The sequence below is a fragment of the uncultured Kordia sp. genome (assembly GCF_947489565.1).
Lineage (GTDB): Bacteria > Bacteroidota > Bacteroidia > Flavobacteriales > Flavobacteriaceae > Kordia.
The window spans coordinates 22362-46229 of the sequence record NZ_CANLEA010000030.1; the positions used below are offsets into that span (position 1 = coordinate 22362).

Below are 23868 nucleotides of genomic sequence, written 5' to 3' on the forward strand. Positions count from 1 at the left end.
TATAAGAGCTGTGAAAAGTGAAATTATTCCTTTTCTTCAATCTCTTTTACTTTCTTTTTAGAAGTTGGTTGTACTGTCATTTTTTTCTTCTCCAATGCTTTTTTCTGTTCCAGCATTTTTTTCTTTTTTGCCTTGTCTGGCGGAAGTGTTTTTATGGTAGATTTGAAGACTTCTTTTTCAGGATTTTCTTCTTCCAACGGATCAATAGGATTGTTTAATCCACGAATTACAGGCAATACGAGATTGTTATCGTCTTCATCAAAAATATCATCTTTAGAATACATACGTTCGTCACCGCGCCAAATAAAACCACGAAGTTTACGCGCGTTTTTAGGCAAATCGGCATCTGGATAAATGACACCATCAGGACGTGTAAAGAAGGTAATATCTTCTATTTGATTGTTGTTTAAAGTCAGATTGATGGCGCTACAAATAGTTTTATTAATTCCGATGAATTCACTTTTATCATTGTACATAAAATAGATGACTTCCGTGTTTTTGATCACATCGACTTCATACAATTTGTTGTCTTTGAATTTTCCGTATAAATTTTGTCCTTTTACTTGATTGTAATTGTTTTCGCCAAGCGTATCTTTCTGCACAATAAACGCATTGTTGATCACTTTTAAAGAATCTAGTTTTTCTGTTTTTACATTCGAAATTAAGAAAATAGTATCGCCAGTCATTTGACTATCTCCATTCCACATTACAGGATTGCGTAAGAGTTTTGTAACTCCCGATTTGTTATCTGCAAATAGTGAATCACACTTTCCGCTCATATCCGTTTTAAAAAACTTTACATTTTTATAAGCACGAATAATTCTATTTTGTTGAGGTCCAGTTACTACCAAGCGATCTCCGTGAATGTACATAGAATCTTCTTCAACCAAACTAATGGCAACCGCACGTTTGGTAATAAAAGCGGAATCTTTGGCTTTAAAAACTTCTCCATAATGACCTTTTAAGATCATTTTATTAATGGTGTCTGTAATTTTAATATTGTTGGTGGCAGAAGCAAATTCGTTATTTTTTTCAAAATACAAACTATCTCCATTAATGATTCTGTTGTCGTAATCAATACGTGATTCTTTTACAAAATAACCTCTTTCCGAAACCGTATTGTAAAATCCACGCTTGCAAAATATCGTATACTCTTTCCCTTTGATGGTAGATGGACCATACATGTATGCGTGTTTGGAATCGGTATAATAATCGAGTTGTGCAGAATTTACGGTGTATTCAGGATTGTCAATTTGTACATCTTTTAAGAACTGATATTTGTTCTTTTGCATAAAATACCGTCCTTCGATACTCGTAAGGGTAGAAGCGCTATCTTTTACAATTCCTTTGGTGTTGAAATACGCTTCTTGTTTGTTTCTATCAAAATACAAAGTATCTGTTGATAAGGTCATATCTGGATTTTGCAATCGGACATTTCGCTTCGAAACAGCTAACTTTTCATTTCCGTCATATTCGATGTATTCGCTGGACATTTCTAAAGAATCACCTTGTTGAATAAAGACATTTCCATAGGCTTTTACCCAATTTCGATCTTGAAACAACACAGCTCTGTCACACCACATATCCATACCTTCATGCTCAAAACGCACTTGACCAGTTTCGGTTTTAGAAAATATTTTTGCACCAGGGAATTTTTCTTCATTCACATTCAAGTTTCCTCCATATACGATTTTGATGACCGTTTTTTCACCTGGAGCTTTCTTGTTTTGAGAAAACGCGATTTGTGCTAAAAAAAGTAAGACGAATAATTTCTTCATAAAAGCAATCCATAGTTGTACTTAAGAAAACATCTTTTAAGTAGACGTTACAGCATACAACTGTTAAAAAATCGCTCAAAAATAAACTTTTTTATGAGCAAAATTCAAAAATTGTGAATTTTTAACTTCGGAGACTTTAGATTAACACAAAGCAAGTCATGCATTAAGAATCAAGTAGAAAACCTCATAATTTAATGTTAAATTTCAACAAGCAACATACTAAAATGTAACATTATCCTATATATTTAACAGAATTAAATAATCAAAACACTAATCATGAAAAAATATATTTACTTATTAGGATGTTCATTCCTTTTTGGTATTGGTGGTTTGCAACAAGCTGTTGCTCAGTCACAACAAAGTGTTCCTAATACTTCACAAATTCAGGAAATGCTTACGGAAATTCCAACAGATCCAAATGTGAAAATTGGAAAATTGTCTAACGGACTTACCTATTATATTAGAAATAATGGAAAGCCGGAAAACAAAGTTGAATTGCGTTTGGTCGTGAATGCAGGTTCTATTCTAGAAGATGAAGACCAGTTAGGATTGGCGCATTTTATGGAGCATATGAACTTCAACGGAACAAAAAACTTTAAGAAAAACGAACTTGTAGATTACCTACAAAGTATTGGTGTGAAATTTGGGGCACACTTAAATGCCTATACAAGTTTTGATGAAACGGTATATATCTTGCCAATTCCGAGTGATGATCCAGAAAAACTTGAAAAAGGATTTCAAATCATAGAAGATTGGGCGCACAATGCATTATTGACAGATGAAGAAATTGATAATGAAAGAGGTGTTGTTTTAGAAGAATATCGTCTAGGAAAAGGTGCAGACGAGCGTATGTTGCAAAAGTACTTACCTAAAATTATGTACGGTTCTAAATATGCGAAACGCTTGCCAATTGGTAAAAAAGAAGTTTTAGAAACATTTAAATATGAAAGTTTACGTCGTTTTTACAAAGATTGGTATCGTCCAGATTTAATGGCAGTAATCGCTGTTGGAGATGTGGATGTAAAAGTATTAGAAGAAAAAATAAAATCACACTTCGGAAAAATTCCTGCCGCTGTAAATCCAAAACCGAGAGTTACGCATGATGTAAAAAATCATGATGAAACGTTAATTGCGATTGAAACAGACAAAGAAGCATCGTTTGCAAGAGTGCAGGTATTATTTAAAGACTTAGGAGTTCCTGAAAAGGTGAAAACTACAGAAGATTACAGAAAGCAGATTGTTCAGAATTTATTTTCACAAATGATCAATAATCGTTTGAGTGAGTTGACAGAATCTGAAAATCCTCCATTTGTATTTGGATCTAGTTATCACGGTGGAACTTGGGCAAGAACCAAAGAAGCATACCAATCTACAGCAATGACGGCAGCCGATGGACAGCTAACAGCTTTAACAGCTTTGTTAGAAGAAAACGAGCGTGTACGCAAATATGGATTTGGAAAAGGAGAATTTGAAAGAGCTAAGAAAAGCTTAATGGCAAATCTTGAAAGAGCTTATAAAGATAGAGACAAAAGAGAATCTGCGCGTATTGTGGGACAATATGTAAGAAACTTTTTATCAGGTAGCCCAATTCCAAGTATGGAATGGACTTTTGATTTCTTCAAAGAGCAATTGCCAACAGTAACTTTAGGAGAAATTAATATTGTCATCAATCAATACTTAAGAGATACCAATACGGTAATTGTATTAACAGGGCCCGAAAAAGAAGATGCTCCAAAAATTACAGAAGCACAAGTGTTAGAGGTTTTAAAATCTGTAAAAACCAAAGATATCAAGCCTTATGAAGACAAAGCTGTTGGAAATGAATTAATTTCTGAGTTGCCAGATCCAGGAAAAGTAATTAATAAAAGTACAAATCCTGCTATTGGAGTCACTACAATGACTTTGAGCAATGGTGCAAGAGTAGTGTATAAAAAGACAGATTTTAAAAATGATGAAATTTTATTTTCTGCATACAGCTTAGGTGGAACATCTTTATACAGTGATGAAGATTACAAAGCAATTGGTTTTGCAAATGGCGGATTGTCAGAAGCTGGAGTCAATGGATTTTCTAATATAGACATTCGTAAAATGATGTCTGGGAAAATTGCAAGAGTAAATCCGTATATCGGAGCTTACAGAGAAGGGTTCAGAGGTAGCACTACGCCTAAAGACTTAGAAACGTTATTCCAAATGACACATTTGTTCTTTACAAAGTTGAATAAAGATCAAAAAGCATACAATTCATACTTAACAAAACAGAAAGGATTTTTAACGAATATCATGAAAAGTCCGCAATTCTACTTTCAATTTCAGATGGGGAAATTTATGAATGGAAAAAATCCAAGATACCAAGGATTCCCAACGCCAGAAATGATGGATGCGAGCGATTATGACTTGGCATACGAAAAATATCAAGAGCGTTTTGCAGATGCAGGTGACTTTAATTTCTATTTTGTTGGAAATGTAGACGAGAAAAAACTACAAGAATATGCTGAAAAGTATTTGGCTAGCTTGCCAGGGAAAAACTCAAATGAGCAACCAAAATACTCTTCGTTCCGACCATTGACAGGAAAGCATACAAAAATTGTAGAAAAAGGAAAAGATCCTAAAAGTTCAGTGCAAATTATCTTCAACGGAGAAGCTGAATATAACAGCAAAGATGCGAGAGCAATGCAGTTTTTGGGAGAAATATTAAGCATCAAACTCATTGAAAAATTACGTGAAGAAGAAGGTGGAGTTTACGGAGCAAGCGCAGCTGGAAGTATGCGTTCACATCCATACGGATGGTTTAACATGCGAATTTCGTTCCCATGTGGTCCAGAAAACGTAGATAAATTGAAAGATGCTGCATTGGCAGAATTACAAGCAATCATTGATAACGGTCCAACCGACAAAGATGTAAGCAAAGTAAAAGAAGCTGCATTGTTGGAAAACAAAGAGCAAGTAAAGAAAAATAGATTCTGGTTACGTTACTTAGACACTACAGATTATATTAAAAGAGATGCCAACAGAATTTTAAAATTTGAAGATTCTGTCAATGAAATTACGGCAAAAGACATTCAAAATATCGCCAAGAAATATTTAACAAAAGACTATATTTTGGGAATCCACAATCCTGAAAAATAAACGTATATACAACGATGAAACCGCTTAGATAGTTCTAAGCGGTTTTTTTGTGCCTAATTTTAATTGAGATTTAACGAAACATTATCACGTTTGTTAATAATTTTCATTTCATTAACTCAATAATAATTGTATTTTTATCGCTTAAAATCCTCAAACTAACCATGGGCAAAATAATTGCTATTGCAAATCAAAAAGGAGGCGTTGGAAAAACGACGACTTCCGTAAATTTAGCAGCATCATTAGGTGTACTGGAAAAGAAAGTATTACTAATCGATGCAGATCCACAGGCGAACGCAACTTCTGGGTTGGGTATTGATGTGGAAAGTGTTGAAAAAGGTACCTATCAGTTACTAGAACATACCGTAAGCGCAGCTGATGTAGTGATGGAAACAAGTTCACCAAACTTGAGTATAATTCCAGCACATATTGATTTGGTGGCAATTGAAATTGAATTGGTAGACAAAGACAGACGCGAATATATGTTGCGTAAAGCAATTGCTCCAATCAAAGATCAATACGATTATATTTTGATTGATTGTGCGCCATCTTTAGGGTTATTAACCTTAAATGCTTTAACAGCAGCAGACGCCGTAATGATTCCGATACAATGTGAATACTTTGCGTTAGAAGGTTTAGGAAAGTTATTAAACACGATAAAAAGTGTACAAAAAATACACAATCCGGCATTAGATATTGAAGGATTGCTACTCACGATGTATGATTCTCGTTTGCGATTATCAAACCAAGTGGTAGAAGAAGTACAAAAGCATTTCAATGATATGGTATTTACAACCATCATTCAACGAAATGTCCGATTGAGTGAAGCGCCAAGTTATGGAGAAAGCATTATAAACTATGATGCAAGTAGTAAAGGAGCAACCAACTATTTGAACTTAGCGCACGAAGTGATAAAGAAAAACAGTGGTAAATAAGATTTATGGCGAAGGCAACAAAAAAACAAGCATTAGGAAGAGGATTATCCGCATTGTTAAAAGATCCTGAAAACGATATTACATCAGTTTCAGACAAAAATGCAGATAAAGTTGTTGGTAATATTGTAGAGTTATCACTGAAAACTATTGAAGTGAATCCGTTTCAACCGCGAACGTATTTTAACGAAGAAGCACTTCGTGAATTAGCATCTTCCATTCAAGAATTAGGTGTAATACAACCAATTACAGTTCGTAAATTAGGTTTTGAAAAATACCAATTGGTTTCTGGAGAACGTCGTTTTAGAGCGTCAAAACTCATCGGACTGGAAACAATTCCTGCATATGTGCGTATTGCGAACGATCAGGAATCACTAGAAATGGCCTTGGTTGAAAATATTCAACGTGCCGATTTAGATCCGATAGAAATTGCACTTTCATACCAACGATTGATTGATGAAATCAGCTTGACACAAGAGCAAATGAGTCAACGTGTTGGAAAAAAACGTTCTACGATTGCCAATTATTTACGCTTATTAAAATTAGATCCAATCATTCAAACAGGAATGCGTGATGGTTTCCTAAGTATGGGACACGGACGCGCCTTAGTGAATATTGAAGATACCAACGATCAATTGGAAATTTATGAATTGATTGTTTCCAAATCGCTTTCTGTACGTGATACAGAAGCCTTGGTAAAAAATTACAAGAAAGACAAAACTATTGATGCGCCAGAAACTGAAATAGAAGAGATTCCGAAATTTATTAAAAAAGGAGTTCGAGACTTTTCAGAATATTTTGGACATAAAGTAGATGTGAAAGTTGGGAAAAATGGAAAAGGGAAAATTACCATTCCATTCCATTCTGAGGCAGACTTTTCTCGAATTAAAAAATTACTCAAAGGTGGGAAATAGAATCATAATAGCGCTGTGTTTTGTGTGCTTTGCTTGCCAACTCTCTTGGTCTCAGCAAAAAGAAAAAGAAGAGACAAAAAAAGAAGAGAAAGCAGAAAAAGTAAAAGAATCCACAGACACTAAAAAAGAGGAATCTGCTTTAAAAGTAGAGAATGCAGTAGTGGTAGAAGAAAAGAAAGCGATCAATCCATTATCACCATCCAAAGCAGCTTTTTACTCAGCAATATTGCCAGGTTTAGGACAAGCTTACAATAAAAAATACTGGAAAATTCCGCTTGTATATGCTGCATTAGGAACAGGAATTTATTTCTATGTAGACAATAATAAAAACTACAATCGCTACAGACGCGCGTACAAAAGACGTTTGGCAGGTTTTAATGATGACGAATTTCAAAACATTGTAACGGACAATGATGCATTGATAGATGCGCAAGAATTCTATCAACGAAATCGTGATTTATCATTACTCCTTACGGTAGTTGCCTATGTATTAAATATTGTGGATGCCAATGTAGACGCACACTTGCTTCAATTTAACGTAAGTGACGATTTATCAGTGCGTCCGCATATTGATCAAAACGATATAGATTTTAATCGTAACTTAGGATTGACGCTCAATTTTAAATTTTAATCACCGACACACTTCAAAACTGAATTCGTATGAATATTGCCTTACTAGGATATGGTAGAATGGGGAAGGAGATTGAAAAAATTGCACTTGACCGAAATCATGTCATTATCCATAAAATTTCTCAAGACATTGCTTCGTATGACTTTACTGAGGTAGATGTCGCTATCGATTTCAGCATTCCGTCTGCGGCTTTTGAGAATATTACGCATTGTATGAAACACCAAATTCCTGTCATTTCAGGAACTACAGGTTGGTTAGAAAAATACGATGAGGTTGTAAAACTGTGTGAAGCTGAAAAAGGAGCTTTTATTTACGCGTCTAACTTTAGTTTAGGTGTCAATATTTTCTTTGAGATGAATGCGTATTTAGCAAAAATGATGTCTCAACTAGAAGATTATAGTGTCAATGTTGAAGAAATTCATCACACCAAAAAACTAGATGCTCCAAGCGGAACCGCAATTACACTGGCAGAAGGTATCATGCAACACACAAATTACAACGATTGGAAACTGGACAAGGCAGAAAGCGATACTGAAATTCCAATTGTTGCCAAACGAATTCCAGACGTACCAGGAACACACGAAATTACATACACATCTGCTATTGATACCATTTCTATAAAACACGAAGCGCACAACCGACAAGGTTTTGCTTTAGGAGCTGTCGTTGCTGCCGAGTGGATTCAAGGAAAGACAGGTGTTTATAGCATGAAAGACGTGTTAAACATTTAATAAATATAAAGTATATTCCATGGAGGAATATATATTTGTAAATAACCAACGAGATTCGCAGTAAAGCTGAATCACTAAATAAACAACAAATGACGTTTACGCAAGGATTTTTGATATTTTTCCTAATCGTTCAAGTAATACATTTTTTAGGAACATGGAAATTATACGTAAAAGCAGGTAGAAAAGCTTGGGAAGCTGCTGTGCCAATTTACAATGCTTTTATTTTAATGCGAATCATCAATCGACCAAAAGAATGGTATTGGGTAATCTTATTATTCATTCCAATTGTACAGTTGATTGTATTCCCTGTGATTTGGGTAGAAACCATTCGTGCTTTTGGACGTACCGATCGTACAGAAACGGTATTAGTTGTACTTACTTTAGGATTGTATATTTACTATGTAAACTACATGTTGGATGTAGAATATGTATATGAAAGAAGCTTAAAACCGCGTTCTTCCTTAGGAGAATGGGTTGCTTCCATATTATTTGCGGTAGTAGCAGCTACGTTGGTTCATACGTATGTAATGCAACCTTTTGTGATTCCAACGTCGTCATTAGAAAAAACATTATTAGTGGGCGATTTCTTATTCGTAAGTAAAATACATTACGGAGCAAGAACACCAATGACATCTGTAGCATTGCCAATGGTACATGATGCAGTTCCGTTTACAGGTCTGAAATCATATCTAAAAGAACCACAATTACCATACTACAGATTGCCAGGTTTTGAAGGAATTGAGCGTAATGATATTGTGGTGTTCAATTGGCCAGCAGATACTTTGTCAATCATTGATAATCCAAATAGTAAAACACTTTATAAACCTTTGGATAAGCGTTCCAACTATGTAAAACGTTGTGTAGGATTGCCAGGCGATAAGTTGGAAGTACGCGAAGGTTATGTATATATAGATGGAAAGAAAAATGTATTGCCAGATCGAACTAAATTACAGTTTAGCTATAAATTCATTCCAAAAGATAATAGCATACTTGCTGATGAAGTTTTAAATACCTACGGAATTACAGATGGAGTTTCTTATTGGAATGATCCAAAAATTAACAGAGACACTTTAAGTTTTCCTTCAGCGACAGAGCAAGCTTATCAGCGTTTAAAAAATAATAATAGTATCGCTTTTATTGAAAAAGGTACGTTGCCTAAAGGGTATAGAGATGCTAGTATTTTTCCGCATTCAAAAAAATATAATTGGAATAATTATGAATTTGGACCTCTTCAAATTCCAGCTCGTGGAATGACAATTGAGCTAAATATGGATAACATTCCCTTGTACAAAAGAGCGATTGGAGAATATGAAGGTAATAACATTACTGTAGAGGATAATCAGATTAAAATTGATGGTAAAGTCATTACATCGTATACATTTAAGCAAGATTATTACTGGATGATGGGAGACAACCGAGGAAACTCACAAGACTCTAGAAGTTGGGGATTTGTTCCGTTTGATCATGTCCTAGGAAAACCTACTTTTGTATGGTTTAGTTGGGATAACAATGCCAAAGGTATCTTTAATAAAATTCGTTGGGATCGTTTATTTACAACAGTTAGCGGCAATGGAGAACCTGTTTCTTATTTCAGATATTTCTTGATTTTATTGGCTGTTTGGTTTGGGTTTAATTATTTTAGAAAACGTAAGAAAACTGCGGCTAAGTAGTATAGTGCCATTGATATAAAAAATTGACTTTTGTCTACAAATTGTTGATTTGTCTTTTTGTGAATTTGTTTTGTGTGTGAATGTTGTTTTTTAGAGCGCTTATATGTGAAATTCCACGCTTATGAAATCTATTTGCAATTCTATATTTTTGTTGATATGTTTATCAAATGAAATATGTGTATGGTTTTGAGAAGCTTCAAGTTTGGATTGAATCAAAAGAATTAACGAAAAACATTTATAAAATCACTCAGAAGTTTCCTGAAAACGAGAAATTTGGACTCATATCTCAATTAAGAAGAGCTTCAATTTCTGTGTGTTCTAATATAGCAGAAGGTGTTTCAAGAAATACACATAAAGACAAAGCGCGTTTTATGATTATTGCATTCAGTTCTGCGGTAGAAGTAGTGAATCAATTAATAATTTCACACGAATTAGATTTCATCACACAAAAACAATATCAGGACTTACGAAAGCAATTAGAAAGTATTACTAATAAATTAAACGCTTTACGTAAATATCAAATAAGCAATCAATGAAAACACTTTAATAAGCTAAGTGTCAGCACAACAAATTGACGAATCAACAAAGACACAAATCAACAGATCAACAAAAAGACAAATCAACAAAAAAACAAAAAACAAACCCACACAAGAGTGAGCACCTTAATACATCCAACATATTTTCCAAGCATTGCGCATTACGTTGCATTTGCTAAAGCTGAAGACTTGGTTTATGAAATGGAAGATAATTTCCAGAAACAAACCTATCGCAATCGTACCTACATTTATGGCGCGAATGGAAAGTTGATGCTCAATGTTCCTGTGCGACATTCTAAAAAAGATAAACATCAAAAATATAAAGACATTGAAATAGCAAATGAAACGCCTTGGCAACGTTTGCATTGGCGATCTTTAGAAAGTGCGTATCGAACGTCTCCTTATTTTGAATATTACGAAGATGAGCTAAAACCTTTGTTTGAAAAGCGATATACACATTTAATCGATCTGAATTTTGATACAATTCAAGTGATTAATGATTGTTTGCAACTCGATATCAAAACGTCTCAAACTACAGCATACGAGCCGATTGTTTCCAATAAACAAGATTCTAGAAAACTGGTTAACGTTAAAAAAGAACCTGATTATGGATTTGACTCGTATACACAAGTCTTTGATTCTAAATTTGGCTTTATTCCAAACTTAAGTATCTTAGATTTGCTCTTCAATGAAGGCACCAATGCTTTGACATACTTAGAACAACAAACCATTCAATAATGTTGCGATTTTGTATTCATTACGGATTGCATTTTGTATTTCCACTTATTCTGGCTTTATATTTCTACCGAAAAAAGTGGAAAACAGTATATCTTGTTTTTCTACTTTGCATGCTTATTGATCTTGATCATTTATTAGCAATGCCCATTTTTGATCCCAATCGCTGTAGTATCAATTTTCATCCATTGCACACATATTATGCAATTGCTGTCTACGCAGGAATGTTATTTTTTACCAAAACGCGCGTTTTAGGTATTGGATTATTGCTTCATATATTAGCTGATTCCGCAGACTGTTGGATGATGGCTTTAGGATATTGATTTACAAAATTTTACCACTTTTTATTTTCAAAATCCACAGAATACAACATCAGTATTACTAAGTCGTGCCGAAATTTGACAATTGGGTTCTGTTGGACAGAGTTGTGATTTACAGATACTTTCCAGTGTATACGTGCAACCAAACGTTTTGATTCTACCTCCAATTTGTGTGTTGTTAAAATTAGAAATACGTTCTTTTTTTAGTCGTAATGAATTCAGATTTCTTTTCTTCATAATCATGGTTTTAAAATTAATGTTGACACTAAGGTATGATGGTAAAAAAATGAAAACAATAAATAAAACCTTTGATTTATAAAATGAAGGTGACATTGCCTCTTTTTCGTAAGTCAAACATCAACTGAATGAAAATTTGAAATTCAGGAAACTACGAGAATTATATCTTAGTATAAGTATGGAAGTTGTTTATGAATTTAGTAGACGATTGGTTCATGGAATTAAGTCTATAATGCATATTCAATAACAATACATGAATATATTAAAAAAGCGAAAAACGAACCGAAGTCCGTTTTTTTTTAAATTATTATTCCACAGAATCTAGGTTCTGTTACACAAAGTGCTTGCGTGACTGTACAATCTTGATAAGCATCAGAATGGCAAATTTTTGTATTGCATTCCAGTTTCATAGTATGATAACATTTTTTACTAAAACCACCGACAGCCTGTATGCTCTTTAAATTTGAAATTGATTTCTTGTTAAGTGCTAATAATCTAGAGTTTCTTTTTTTCATAACATTTTGGTTTTAAAATTGTTAATAACCCAAATGAATGAAATAGTTGTAGTGATAAAGTCAACGCCGATAAAGTATTACTCTTGTACTTTTACTGGTCAAAATGTTGTTTTTTTGTATGATATTTACTTATAGAGAAATTTGTAAATATAAATGAGTTTTTTGCCAAGACCCAAGACCCAAGACCCAAGACCCAAGACCCAAAAAAAACCTAATCCAAAGAAATCACACTATAAATAGGAAAATGATCGGAGTAGTGTTCTGTGAAGGTTTTAAAAGCGTTAATCGTAAACGAAGGATCTGTCAAAATAAAATCAATTCGTAATGGGAAATACGGGAATTCCCATGTTTTACCAAAACCAGAACCAGCTTCAGAAAAAGCATCTTTCATGTCGCCTTTAATCTTTTTGTACACATGCGAGAATTGTGTATTGTTGAAATCACCTAAAATGATAGTCTTATACTTGCAGTTTTTACGATTCATTTCAAACAATTCTGCTTGCGATTGCTGCATTTTAAAAGCAGTTGCCATCCGTTTTAGCAAGCGTTCTGAGTTTTTCTGCGACAACTCTTCGTTTTTATGATCAATTCGTAAAGATTGTAAATGCAAATTATATATGCGAATGGTATCGTTATTTTGAACGATATCTATATAAATGGCATTGTTGGAAGTATTGGGAAACTCAATGGAACCTTTGTGTATGATAGGAACCTTAGAGAAAATAGCTTGTCCTACTTTTTTCTTCTTTCCTCTCAAAACAACATGCTGATACGGATAGAAATTAAATGCTTCTTTTTGATTTTGATGAAACTCTTGAAACGCAATAATTTTTGGCGAAGTTGAATGTACCAAATCAACAATCTTTTTATCTACATTCGATTTTTTTATCCAATTATAAATATTGAATAAACGCACATTATAACTCATCACAGAGAGTGAATTCTCTGAAGCTTTTGTTGGGTAGCTCGAAAACTGATACATGGAAAAAACATGTGAATATCCCAAAATCAACACGATAAATGATAACAGAAATTGCTTTCGGACACTTAATATCCAAAAAAGCATAAAAATAAAGTTGATAATGATAAAAACGGGAACCAATAAACTCAGTACAGAAAGTGTAGGGAAGCTTTTAGGAACAGCGTATGGTAATGTGTACGATAGAAGCAATAGTGCAGCAAACACTATATTTAAGAAGAAGACAACTCTACTTAATATTCGTAATCTTTTCTTCTTTTTATCGCTCATACATTAATTTTCCTTTCCGGCTTTAAACAAAAAGTCTTTTTCTGCTTTAGTCAGACTTTCATAACCAGACTTACTAATTTTATCTAAAATTGCATCTACTTTTCGTTGCTTTTCAGAAGCAGATTGCGAAGTTGTACTACTAGTAGAACGTTTATTTTGTTGTTTTCTGTATACTGTTTTTAAAGGAGATTTCTTTTTTGGTGTAAAATAAGCTGTTAAACGATCCCAAAAACGTTCAAAACGAATCCCAATATCGTTGCCTTTTTGCAATTGTTTTACAAAAATATATCCAATAATGACGCCACCAATATGTGCAAAATGTCCACCAACATTAGAACCTTGTCCAATGGCAGCGATATAAGAAATGACTAATAAAATTGCCAAAACCCAATATTTAACAGGCAATACTCCGAAAAGATTGACAATTAAATTTGGAGCATATGTTGCACCTGCTGCTAAAATAGCGAGTAAAGCTGCGGATGCACCCATTAATATAGCTGGCTTATCTGCATAAGGAGGCAGTAGATTATAAGCGATTAAAAATAAAATAGCACCAGCAAATATTCCGTATGCATATACTGTGATGAATTGCTTATCTGTAAAGAAATTATAAAAGATTTTTCCTGTAAAGTACAATCCAATACAATTGAATATTAAATGCCAAAAGTCACCATGTATAAATGCATAAGTAACTATTGTCCATGGTTTTATAATTAATTCTCCTAAATCCTTCGGAATGGCAAAATATTCGTAGAAAAATAATGGCGTATATCCATTAAATGAACGAAAAATAGCGTTGAATAATACCATAATGGTAAAAATGGTAATATTAATTGCAATCAATCTCTCCGCGGTGTTAAATCCACGATACATCATCAATAAACGTGTTTTCGTATCCATTAATTCCAACGATTTTTATTAAACTCAGTTTTCTTAAAATATAACATTAACAAAAAGCCAAACAGAGCACCGCCTAAATGTGCAAAGTGTGCAATTTTTCCTGCTCCAAATAAACTAATACCTCCCGAAATTCCTCCTATAAAATCTAGCAATAACAATCCTGGGATAAAGTATTTTGCTTTGATTGGGATTGGAAGAAATAGCAACATAAGTTCTGTATTTGGATATAGCATTCCAAAAGCGACCAATATACCATACAAAGCTCCAGAAGCTCCGAGTGCAGGAATATAAAATGATGCACCATTATCGAATACTGCTTGCGGATTTATAATGCTGTGGCCGTTAAAGAAACCACGATTCAAATTGTTATAAAAGCTTTCCAAAGATGGTTGGAATAACTCGCTGATATCTGCTGGATTCAGTCCGCTTTGTAATAATAAATCTTGCGCTGTATGCACATGATAATAATTCACTAAAGTGTGTATTAAACCCGCTCCAACGCCAGCAATCATATAGAAACTTAAAAATTTCATTTTTCCCCAACGCATTTCCAACGCAGAGCCAAACATCCACAAACCAAGCATATTAAATAAAAGGTGCGTAGGACTTTCTGTAGAATGCATAAACATACTCGTAATTGGCTGCCAGAATTTAAAATCTGGATTTCCTGGAAAATGTAACGCAAGTAGTTTCACTAAATCAATGCCTCTTTCGGCCAAAACTAATGTCGTTATCCATAGAATGACATTGATTATGATTAAATGTTTTACGGTATCTGTGATGCGTATCATAATCTATATAAATTTTTTATCTAAATCATCTACGCTTAAGGTGATGAATATGGTTTTTTGAAAAGGTGAAACGCTTGGTTCTTTGCAAGCGAATAAGTTGTTTACCAAAGCTTGTTGCTCTTCGACTTCCAGTTTTTTTCCTGTGCGAATGGCCATGCTTTTGGCTAATGATTTTACCAATACATCAGTTTGACTGAAACCTGTATCGGGAATTTCTCCTTGAAAATCATTGAGCATTTGTTCGATGATAATCTGCAATTCACTTTCAGAAATGTTAGATGGAATTCCAGAAAGTTCAATGGTATCATCCGTGATGTCACTAAACATAAAGCCAATATTTTCTAAACTGTCTTTTACTTCTCTTAAAAGTGCAATTTCACTTGAAGAAAAAGTAAATTTCACAGGAAATAATAATTGCTGACTTACAGCATCACTTACGGTAATATTGCGTAATAATTGTTCGTACAATACACGTTGATGTGCTCTGTGTTGATCAATAATAACAATTCCGGATTTGATAGAACTTACAAGGTATTTTCTATGCAATTGATACGTCAGTGTTTCACGCGGTTCTTCATTTGTAAACAAAGAACTAGTCATAGCTTCTGACTCAAATTCAATATTTTCGGTTGAAAACGGTGATGCATTGGACTTTGATTCCAATCCAACATACAAACTTTCCCAACCTTCTGTCGATTCTTTTTTATAATTCGTATATCGTGGCGCCGTTGAGGTATTTCCAGATATTTTCTTTTCGTCTGCGAACGGATTGAAACTACGATCTACCTGAATATTTGGAATTGCTGCTTGTTTGTTTTTGTAATCGTACGGCGTATCCAAATTCGCATCACGTTCAAAATCGAGCACAGGCGCAATATTAAATTGTCCCAAACTATGTTTTACCGTAGCACGCAACATGGCATAGAGCGAATGTTCATCATCAAACTTAATCTCAGTTTTTGTCGGATGAATATTAATATCAATCGTTTCAGGATTTACTTCGAGATAAATAAAATAACTCGGTTGCATCTTTTCTTTTAATAAACCTTCAAACGCTGCCGTTATTGCATGATGTAAGTACGGACTTTTGATAAATCGGTTATTGACAAAGAAAAATTGTTCGTTTCTACTTTTCTTCGCAAATTCTGGTTTGCCTACAAAACCATTAATTTTTACAATGTCGGTATCTTCTTGAATCGGAACCAACTTTTCATTCGTTTTTCCTCCCAAAATATTGACAATTCGCTGTCTGATATTGCTTTTTGGAAGATTGAAGAGTTCGTTTCCGTTATGATATAATACAAACTTAATATCAGAATGCGCCAAGGCAACACGTTGAAACTCATCAATAATATGGCGTAATTCTACGGCATCAGACTTTAAAAAGTTGCGTCGAGCCGGAATATTATAAAACAGATTTTTAACTGCAATCGAAGTTCCTGTTGGTGTAGTAATCACTTCTTGTGTGATTAACTTACTGCCTTCAATTTTAATGCGTGTGCCAAGTTCTGAAGCTTCTTTTTTCGTTTGTAATTCTACGTGTGCAATAGCGGCAATAGAAGCGAGTGCTTCTCCACGAAAGCCTTTCGTACATAAATTAAATAAATCTTCTGCTGCTTGAATTTTAGATGTAGCATGACGCTCAAAGGAAAGTCGCGCATCAGTTTCGCTCATTCCAAATCCATTATCAATAACGTGTATTAGTGTTTTTCCAGCTTCTTTAACAATCAGTTTGATTTCGGTCGCCGTTGCATCAATTGCATTTTCAAGTAACTCTTTTACCACAGATGCGGGTCGTTGCACAACTTCTCCTGCTGCAATTTGGTTTGCAACATGATCTGGTAAAAGCCTTATTATGTCTGCCATGTATTATTTTCCTCTAGTAAATATTGATAGATCAAAGTCAATAAAATACAAGAAAATCAATACAAGTATAGCGATGATAATAATCAAACGTTGAGAAACTTCACGATTTCCTCGATGTCTACTGGCTTGTCGAGCTTCTCTCCAATGTCCTCCGTAATCATTTGAATTCAAACCATCTCTGTGTTTCACAAATCTTGATTCGATATGATATACATTTCCAGTTTCTTTGCCATCGTAATAACGAGGCGTATAATTGAAACGTTTATTTTTTCTTAAATTAAAAATTTTTCTTCCAAAAGACATAGGCGTAGAATTATATCAAAGTTACCGAAAAACTAAACAAAAACCATTCCTAAACCTATAAAAAATGTTAACAATGGCAAGATTCTTTGTAAAATAAAAAGGCTTCCATTATGGAAGCCTTTTTATTATCTATGAATTGTTTGTGTCCTGTCTGGACCAACCGAAACAATTTTGATAGGAATTTCCAATTCTTTTTCCAAGAAATCAATATAATCATTGAGCTCTTTAGGGAATTGAGAAGGATCTGTCATTTGTGTCAAATCTTCTTTCCAACCTTTAAAATCGGTATATATTGGTTCAATATTTTCTGGTTCAATATTGTATGGAAGATGCGAAATAGTTTCTCCCTTGTATTTGTAAGCCGTACATACTTTTAAGGTTTTAAAACCAGAAAGTACGTCACCTTTCATCATCATTAATTGCGTAACACCATTGACTTGCGCGGTATATTTTAAAGCAACTAAATCAAGCCATCCACAACGTCTTGGTCGCCCAGTTACAGCACCAAATTCATGTCCAATACGTGCCATGTCAGAACCAACGTCGTCGAATAGCTCTGTTGGAAAAGGACCAGAACCTACACGTGTGGTGTATGCTTTGAAGATTCCGAAAACGTCTTTTATTTTGTTTGGAGCCACTCCTAAACCTGTACAAGCACCAGCTGCGGTTGTTGTAGACGAAGTAACAAACGGATATGTTCCAAAGTCAATATCTAACAAAGAACCTTGTGCACCTTCAGCTAAAATGGTTTTTCCACTTTTCTGTGCTTGGTGTAAATATTCTTCGCTATCAATAAATTGTAATGTTTTTAAAACTTTTACTGCTGCAAAGAATTCATCTTCCAATTCCTGTAAATCGTATTGAACATCTACGTTATAGAAATTGATCATTGCTTCATGCTTGTTTGTCAAAGCACGATACTTTTCTTTCCAATTATCTAGTTCCAAGTCACCAACACGAATACCATTTCTACCAGTTTTGTCCATATATGTTGGACCAATTCCTTTAAGTGTAGAACCAATTTTCGCTTTTCCTTTTGCTGCTTCTGAAGCTGCATCTAGCAAACGATGTGTTGGTAAAATTAAGTGTGCTTTTCTTGAAATGATTAATTTCTTATGAATATCGATGTCAAATTTAGCTAAGCCATCTAATTCTTTCTTAAACACGACAGGATCAATCACAACGCCATTACCAATTACATTGGTTGCGGTTTCGTGAAAAATTCCAGATGGAATGGTACGCAATACATGTTTGATGCCATCAAACTCTAAAGTATGCCCAGCATTTGGTCCACCTTGAAAACGTGCAATAATATCGTAGTTAGCGGTAAGTACGTCAACAATTTTTCCTTTGCCTTCGTCTCCCCATTGAAGTCCGAGTAGTAAATCTACTGCCATTATATTGAATTAAGTTAGTGTGTTGTTGTGTTTTTTAGTCTTTATTCTTCTTAGTTGCGTAGAAATATAGTGAGTGATTGTGAATTTCAATATCAAAAATTTCCTCAATGGTTTTTTTAATAATTTGAATTCTTGGGTCACAGAACTCCATCACTTCACCTGAATCTGTTAGAATAACATGATCGTGTTGTTTGTCAAAATAAGACTTTTCATAATGTGCTTGATTTTGACCAAATTGATGTTTACGCACCAAATTGCTGTCCAATAAAAGTTCTATCGTGTTGTACAGCGTAGCTCTACTAACACGGTAGTTTTTATTTTTCATTTTAATGTATAGCGATTCTATATCGAAGTGTTCTTCGTTTTCGTAGATTTCTTGTAGAATTGCGAAACGTTCAGGAGTTTTTCGATGTCCGTTATCTTCCAAAAACTTTGTAAAAACGTTTTTGACAATTTCCTGATTATTTTCCTCCGTGTTTTGTTGCATCTTGGCTGAAGATTAAAAAGCAAATTTACACTTATTTTTTGAAATGAAGGCACATATTCGCATCGGGATATTAACAGCGATGTTAAGATTGATCAATTTTCCAGCTTCTTATTTGATTTTGTTTGTTTTTTCGTTTAAAAAAATGTAATTTTAATGAGTATGTTTCTGATTATCAGAAATGTGTGTTCTCCTGAAATACATATAAAACTGTACTGTAGTTTGTGTCTTTTTTGATGCAAACTGAGGATATGTATGGTTTATATGTAATGAAAAAATTGCTTGTTAACTTTTCAGATTCTTCCATAAGAAGAAGTATTGGTGAATTGCTCACGAAATGCTTCCCAATTTTTTGCATCAAAATATAATCAACTATAGATATAATCAAACCTAAAATACCATCACATTATGAAGAAAAAAGATTTTAAACAAAAATTACAGTTACACAAAAAAGTAATTTCAAATTTAGATGCAAGCTTGCTTCAAGGAGGAACGGATATTCCAATTCCTGTGACAACCATTATCAAAACTATTAAAACGATTAAAACAAATTACAGAGCTTGTACCATTATAGCAACTTGTCATTGTAGTATGCATTGTCCAACGACCACAGAGGTAGATACAAATTGCAATACAGAACAGTGTTAATCTATAGTAGTATTTATCATTTATAAAAACTTGAGAAATGAAAAAAAAGGAATTCAACCCAAGATTAAAATTAGGTAAAAAGATAATTTCCAGTTTGGAAACATTCAATCTACAAGGAGGAACAGAAGTGCCAAGTGAAGTGCCAACAGAACCTATTAAAACAAGAAAAACCAAACGAACAGCACATGATGCATGTACCATTATTGCTACGTGTTATTGCTCATTGACTTGCCCAGAAAAGTGCGATGAGTGCTAATTTTGAATAAAAATCATCTCAATATTATTACTAGTTATATTGAAGGAAAAGCTGTCTGCACAGAAAACAATGTGTTTGGCAGCTTTTTTGCTTTTATAAAGATGTGTATCGATAGAAGTTTTAGGCGCGCGTCACTTTTTCAATTCCATTAATTTTCTTCAAATTGGTAATCAAGCGTTTTAAAATGGTATTGTTTTTTACAATCACCATAATGCGTCCCGTAAAAATACCATCATTGGTGTCAAAACTAATGTTTCTAATGTTTACGTGCATGTTGTTGGAAATGATTTTAGTCACTTCATTGACCAATCCCATATTGTCAATTCCTGTAAATTCAAGCATGGCAGTGAATTCTTCTTGAGAAGAGTCAATCCACTTAGCATTCATGATTCGATACGCATAATTTGCTTGTAAACTCACAGCATTTGGACAATCCTTTTTATGTACTTTGATACCTTCATTAACGGTTACAAAGCCAAAAACTGGATCACCCGGAATCGGATTGCAACAATTAGATAATTTATAATTGAGCTTTTCTTCTTCTTTTCCAAAAACCAATACATCATAACGATTGGAAACTTCTGGCTGATTGATTTCTTCAGCAGGAATAGAAGGTCCGCGGCGAATTTTATTTTTGAAGAATTTGAAAATACTATTGCTACGTTGGGCAGCAAATTCTTTTAATTTCTGATTGTCAATGGTGCCAATTCCAACTCTGTAAAACAAGTCTAAACTTGTTTTGAGCTTAAAGTGACTTACCATTTCGTTGATGGATTTCTCGTCGAGTGAGATTTTTAATTGCTTTAACTTTCGACGTAAAATTTCTTTTCCGTCTTCGGCAATTTCTTTCTTTTCTTCTCGTAAAGAAGATTTTATTTTAGAACGCGCTCTGGAAGTAGTTGCATAATCCAACCAGTTCGCATTGGGTTTCGATTTGTCTGAGGTAATAATTTCTACCTGATCACCACTTTTTAATTCATGACTTAGCGGCACTAATTTTCCATTCACTTTGGCACCACGTGTATGATATCCAACTTGTGTGTGAATACTAAATGCAAAATCTAAAGGCGTGGCTCCTTTTGGTAAAGATTTCAAATCTCCAGTAGGCGTAAAGACGAAAATCTCTTTTGCGTATAAATTCAACTTGAATTCTTCTACAAAATCCACTGCATTTGCTTCCTGATTTTCAAGCGCTTCCTGTAGTCTATTCAGCCAAGGTTCCAATCCTTGTTCTTTTTGATCGCCTTGTTTGTATTTAAAATGTGCTGCATATCCTTTTTCAGCAATTTCATGCATACGATGCGAACGAATTTGTACTTCAACCCAACGGCCTTCAGGTCCCATCACTGTAATGTGTAAAGCTTCATAACCTGTTGATTTTGGGGAAGAGATCCAATCGCGCAAACGCACAGGATTCGGTCTAAAGTGATCGGTTACAATAGAGTATATTTTCCAAGCAAGGAATTTTTCGTTATCTAAATTTTCGGTATCATAGATAATTCTCATGGCAAATTTGTCGTACACTTCATCAAAAGTCACACCTTGTTTCACCATTTTTCTTCGGATAGAAAAAATAGATTTAAAACGTCCTTTAATCTTGTATTCAAAATCCTCTTTGTCTAAAGAATTTTTTATGATAGAAGAAAAGTTGTCAATATATTGTTGTTGTTGCTCTTTACTTTCTTCAATTTTATTTTCAATATCCTTAAAAACCTCTGGTTCCGTATATTTTAAACCTAAATCTTCCAACTCAGTTTTAATATTATACAATCCAATACGATGTGCCAATGGCGCATAAATATATAAGGTTTCGGAAGCAATTTTGACTTGTTTGTGCGCAGGCATGGAGTCCATTGTCTGCATATTGTGCAATCGATCGGCAATTTTGATAATAATTACACGAACATCATCATTAATGGTCAACAGCATTTTACGGAAATTTTCCGCTTGCAGTGAAACATCTTTGTCTTTTTTAAGATGTGAAATTTTAGTCAGTCCATCCACAATTCGGGCAACTGTAACACCAAACACACGTTCAATGTCTTCCAGAGTGTAATCTTCAGAATCTTCAACGACATCATGCAAAAGGGCAGAAGCAATAGAAGTGGCGTCCATTCCAATTTCAGAAGCTACAATTTTAGCTACAGCAATCGGATGAAAAATATAGGCTTCTCCACTTTTTCTTCGTTGATCTTTATGCGCATCTACAGCTACATCAAATGCCTTACGGATGATTTTCTTGTCTTCCGTAGTTAGTACTTGATAACTGATGCGCAACAATTCTTTGTATTGTTTCGCAATAGCAGCATTTTCCTTTTCAATCTCAATTTCTGTCATATAATTAAAAATAGTATAAAGAAATGTAAGAAGCAAAAATGTTTACTGAATTTACAGGAAAAAGTTCGCGAATAAGAGTTTAGACTTTCTATAAGTTTCTATCTAAAATCTCGCTGACGTTTGGCTTCAAAAAGAATGATAGCAGCTGCGACAGATACATTCATGGAATCAATTTTTCCTTGCATCGGAATGATGATGTTTTGTGTAGAATTGTTCAACCATTCATCACTCAAACCTGTAGCTTCTGTGCCTACGACTACAGCAGTTGCTCTTTCAAAGTCTTGAATATGATAGTTTTCTGAAGCTGTCAACGCCGCACAATAAATACCAATTTGTTTTTCTTGCAGATAAGAAATGATTTCCGCAGTACTTCCGGTAGCAACTTGCGTGGTAAATACACAACCCACACTCGAACGCACAATATTAGGATTGTACAAATCGGTTTTAGGATTGGCAATAAACACCGCATCAATATTTGCAGCATCGGCAGTACGGAGCAAAGCGCCAATATTCCCAGGTTTTTCAGGAGCTTCTGCAACTAAAATCAGCGGATTTGTATTGTGAAAAGAAATTGTATCTAGCGAATGTTCTTTCGTTTTTACAATTGCCAACACACCTTCAGTACTCGTGCGATAGGCAATTTTTTGATACACTTCTTTGGAAATTTCAATACAATCAGGCGTATTTGTAACTTTCTTTACTAATGTTTCAACACTTTCGTGGGAACAAATCTCAGGATAAAAGAATATGGTTTCAATGCTATAGTTTCCTTCTAGCGCAAGCGTCAATTCACGGAAACCTTCAAGTACAAATTTCCCTTCTTTTCTACGACTTCGCGATTTTTCTTGAAGTTGTAGTATGTATTTGATGGTAGAATTTTGCGTGCTGGAAATCTGTTTGTACATGCTGCAAATATAGGAAAGAGATTTTTGAGTAGAAACTTAAAAAGTATTTTGATTGCTTTGTTTTTGGGTTCATTTCCTGTAGATTTAAGGAAATTAATTTAAAACCATTATGAAAAATACAATTAAAACCGTTTTAGTACTATTCTTATTTACGAGCGCAGTTGTTACAGCGCAAGACATTAAAATTCCAGAAAATGTAAAACTTGAAAAAGCAGAAGATTATACCAAAATGGAACCGCTTGTTTTGGAAAGTATTGCTTGGCTGCAAAATACATCTTTAACTGAAAATCCTGAAAAGCGAAAAAAAGTCAATGCATTTTTAATACAATGGTTAACAGGTAGTCCAACAGTATCTATAGAATTGGTGTCTGGAATTGTGCCTATGGAATGTGCAGATTGTTTGATGACTTTTTTGGCTGGATGGACAAAATATAGTTTGGAAAATAATTATTCAAAAGATAAAATAGCTGGTGCAGTAGCAGGAGTAGAACATACGATTGAATTTTACAAGAAGAATAAAGATGCGCTTGGAAAACAACCAGATATTGAAAAGTTGATGAGACGCAAGAAGAAAGGGAAACTTGAAAAATTTATCAAATCAAAATTCTAG

The 23868-nt window shown here is 34.1% G+C and carries 24 protein-coding genes; 12 read left to right on the forward strand and 12 right to left on the reverse strand.

From position 1 onward, the window contains the following. Positions 1 to 23: 23 nt before the first annotated feature. Positions 24 to 1778, reverse strand: coding sequence for an OstA-like protein (locus tag Q0845_RS25690; RefSeq protein ID WP_298520249.1), 1755 nt, complete (start codon positions 1776 to 1778; stop codon positions 24 to 26). Positions 1779 to 2054: 276 nt separating this feature from the next. On the opposite strand from Q0845_RS25690, the gene Q0845_RS25695 reads away from it, so the two are divergent. The 9 genes from Q0845_RS25695 to Q0845_RS25735 all read left to right on the forward strand — a co-directional run bounded on the left by Q0845_RS25695 (position 2055) and on the right by Q0845_RS25735 (position 11373). Further along, positions 2055 to 4904, forward strand: coding sequence for a pitrilysin family protein (locus Q0845_RS25695; RefSeq protein WP_298520252.1), 2850 nt, complete (start codon positions 2055 to 2057; stop codon positions 4902 to 4904). Between the two features lie 161 nt (positions 4905 to 5065). Beyond that, a complete protein-coding gene (locus tag Q0845_RS25700; RefSeq protein ID WP_298520255.1) occupies positions 5066 to 5836 on the forward strand; it encodes an AAA family ATPase in 771 nt (256 codons plus the stop codon). A 5-nt stretch (positions 5837 to 5841) separates the two neighbouring features. Further along, positions 5842 to 6747, forward strand: coding sequence for a ParB/RepB/Spo0J family partition protein (locus Q0845_RS25705; RefSeq protein WP_298520258.1), 906 nt, complete (start codon positions 5842 to 5844; stop codon positions 6745 to 6747). Then, positions 6737 to 7378, forward strand: a complete 642-nt coding sequence (locus Q0845_RS25710) for a DUF5683 domain-containing protein (RefSeq protein ID WP_298520261.1) — start codon at positions 6737 to 6739, stop codon at positions 7376 to 7378. Before Q0845_RS25705 ends, Q0845_RS25710 begins: the two co-directional genes overlap by 11 nt. A gap of 29 nt (positions 7379 to 7407) precedes the next feature. Beyond that, positions 7408 to 8109: a 4-hydroxy-tetrahydrodipicolinate reductase gene (gene dapB / locus Q0845_RS25715; RefSeq protein ID WP_298520264.1), complete on the forward strand. Its 702-nt coding sequence runs from the start codon at positions 7408 to 7410 to the stop codon at positions 8107 to 8109. An 89-nt stretch (positions 8110 to 8198) separates the two neighbouring features. After that, positions 8199 to 9779: a signal peptidase I gene (gene lepB, locus Q0845_RS25720; protein ID WP_298520267.1), complete on the forward strand. Its 1581-nt coding sequence runs from the start codon at positions 8199 to 8201 to the stop codon at positions 9777 to 9779. 167 nt (positions 9780 to 9946) lie between these two features. Further along, positions 9947 to 10315 carry a four helix bundle protein gene (locus Q0845_RS25725; protein WP_298520270.1) on the forward strand — a complete coding sequence of 123 codons (369 nt, stop codon included), beginning with the start codon at positions 9947 to 9949 and terminating at the stop codon, positions 10313 to 10315. Positions 10316 to 10432: 117 nt separating this feature from the next. Next, a complete protein-coding gene (locus Q0845_RS25730) occupies positions 10433 to 11053 on the forward strand; it encodes a WbqC family protein (RefSeq protein WP_298520274.1) in 621 nt (206 codons plus the stop codon). Beyond that, positions 11053 to 11373 (forward strand): DUF6122 family protein, encoded by a 321-nt coding sequence (locus Q0845_RS25735; protein WP_298520277.1) that lies wholly within the window; start codon positions 11053 to 11055, stop codon positions 11371 to 11373. Before Q0845_RS25730 ends, Q0845_RS25735 begins: the two co-directional genes overlap by 1 nt. Positions 11374 to 11400: 27 nt before the next feature. On the opposite strand, the gene Q0845_RS25740 is transcribed toward Q0845_RS25735, so the two are convergent. The 9 genes from Q0845_RS25740 to Q0845_RS25780 all read right to left on the reverse strand — a co-directional run bounded on the left by Q0845_RS25740 (position 11401) and on the right by Q0845_RS25780 (position 19115). Beyond that, on the reverse strand, positions 11401 to 11607 hold the full coding sequence (locus Q0845_RS25740) for a hypothetical protein (RefSeq protein ID WP_298520280.1): 207 nt from the start codon (positions 11605 to 11607) through the stop codon (positions 11401 to 11403). A 299-nt stretch (positions 11608 to 11906) separates the two neighbouring features. Next, positions 11907 to 12122: a hypothetical protein gene (locus Q0845_RS25745; protein WP_298520283.1), complete on the reverse strand. Its 216-nt coding sequence runs from the start codon at positions 12120 to 12122 to the stop codon at positions 11907 to 11909. A 211-nt stretch (positions 12123 to 12333) separates the two neighbouring features. Next, positions 12334 to 13371 (reverse strand): endonuclease/exonuclease/phosphatase family protein, encoded by a 1038-nt coding sequence (locus Q0845_RS25750; RefSeq protein WP_298520286.1) that lies wholly within the window; start codon positions 13369 to 13371, stop codon positions 12334 to 12336. A gap of 3 nt (positions 13372 to 13374) precedes the next feature. Then, on the reverse strand, positions 13375 to 14271 hold the full coding sequence (locus Q0845_RS25755) for a rhomboid family intramembrane serine protease (protein WP_298520289.1): 897 nt from the start codon (positions 14269 to 14271) through the stop codon (positions 13375 to 13377). Further along, a complete protein-coding gene (locus Q0845_RS25760) occupies positions 14271 to 15062 on the reverse strand; it encodes a rhomboid family intramembrane serine protease (RefSeq protein WP_298520292.1) in 792 nt (263 codons plus the stop codon). The genes Q0845_RS25755 and Q0845_RS25760 overlap by 1 nt, the downstream gene beginning before the upstream one ends. Positions 15063 to 15065: 3 nt before the next feature. Beyond that, positions 15066 to 16928 carry a DNA mismatch repair endonuclease MutL gene (gene mutL / locus Q0845_RS25765; RefSeq protein WP_298520294.1) on the reverse strand — a complete coding sequence of 621 codons (1863 nt, stop codon included), beginning with the start codon at positions 16926 to 16928 and terminating at the stop codon, positions 15066 to 15068. 3 nt (positions 16929 to 16931) lie between these two features. Continuing rightward, on the reverse strand, positions 16932 to 17231 hold the full coding sequence (locus Q0845_RS25770) for a hypothetical protein (RefSeq protein ID WP_298520297.1): 300 nt from the start codon (positions 17229 to 17231) through the stop codon (positions 16932 to 16934). Positions 17232 to 17356: 125 nt separating this feature from the next. Beyond that, positions 17357 to 18628 (reverse strand): adenylosuccinate synthase, encoded by a 1272-nt coding sequence (locus tag Q0845_RS25775; protein WP_298520300.1) that lies wholly within the window; start codon positions 18626 to 18628, stop codon positions 17357 to 17359. Between the two features lie 34 nt (positions 18629 to 18662). After that, complete coding sequence (locus Q0845_RS25780; RefSeq protein ID WP_298520302.1) at positions 18663 to 19115, reverse strand: Fur family transcriptional regulator; 453 nt, start codon at positions 19113 to 19115, stop codon at positions 18663 to 18665. A 405-nt stretch (positions 19116 to 19520) separates the two neighbouring features. Between Q0845_RS25780 and Q0845_RS25785 the strand changes: the two genes are divergently transcribed. Both Q0845_RS25785 and Q0845_RS25790 read left to right on the forward strand, forming a co-directional pair. Next, positions 19521 to 19760, forward strand: a complete 240-nt coding sequence (locus Q0845_RS25785; protein WP_298520305.1) for a class I lanthipeptide — start codon at positions 19521 to 19523, stop codon at positions 19758 to 19760. 37 nt (positions 19761 to 19797) lie between these two features. After that, the gene (locus Q0845_RS25790; RefSeq protein ID WP_298520308.1) at positions 19798 to 20016 is read left to right on the forward strand and encodes a hypothetical protein; all 219 of its coding nucleotides are present in this window, start codon (positions 19798 to 19800) and stop codon (positions 20014 to 20016) included. A gap of 120 nt (positions 20017 to 20136) precedes the next feature. On the opposite strand, the gene Q0845_RS25795 is transcribed toward Q0845_RS25790, so the two are convergent. Beyond that, complete coding sequence (locus tag Q0845_RS25795) at positions 20137 to 22353, reverse strand: RelA/SpoT family protein (RefSeq protein WP_298520311.1); 2217 nt, start codon at positions 22351 to 22353, stop codon at positions 20137 to 20139. Between the two features lie 98 nt (positions 22354 to 22451). Next, entirely contained in the window at positions 22452 to 23258 is an 807-nt protein-coding gene (locus Q0845_RS25800; protein ID WP_298520314.1) for an RNA methyltransferase, read from the reverse strand. Positions 23259 to 23367: 109 nt separating this feature from the next. Between Q0845_RS25800 and Q0845_RS25805 the strand changes: the two genes are divergently transcribed. Further along, complete coding sequence (locus Q0845_RS25805) at positions 23368 to 23868, forward strand: hypothetical protein (RefSeq protein ID WP_298520316.1); 501 nt, start codon at positions 23368 to 23370, stop codon at positions 23866 to 23868.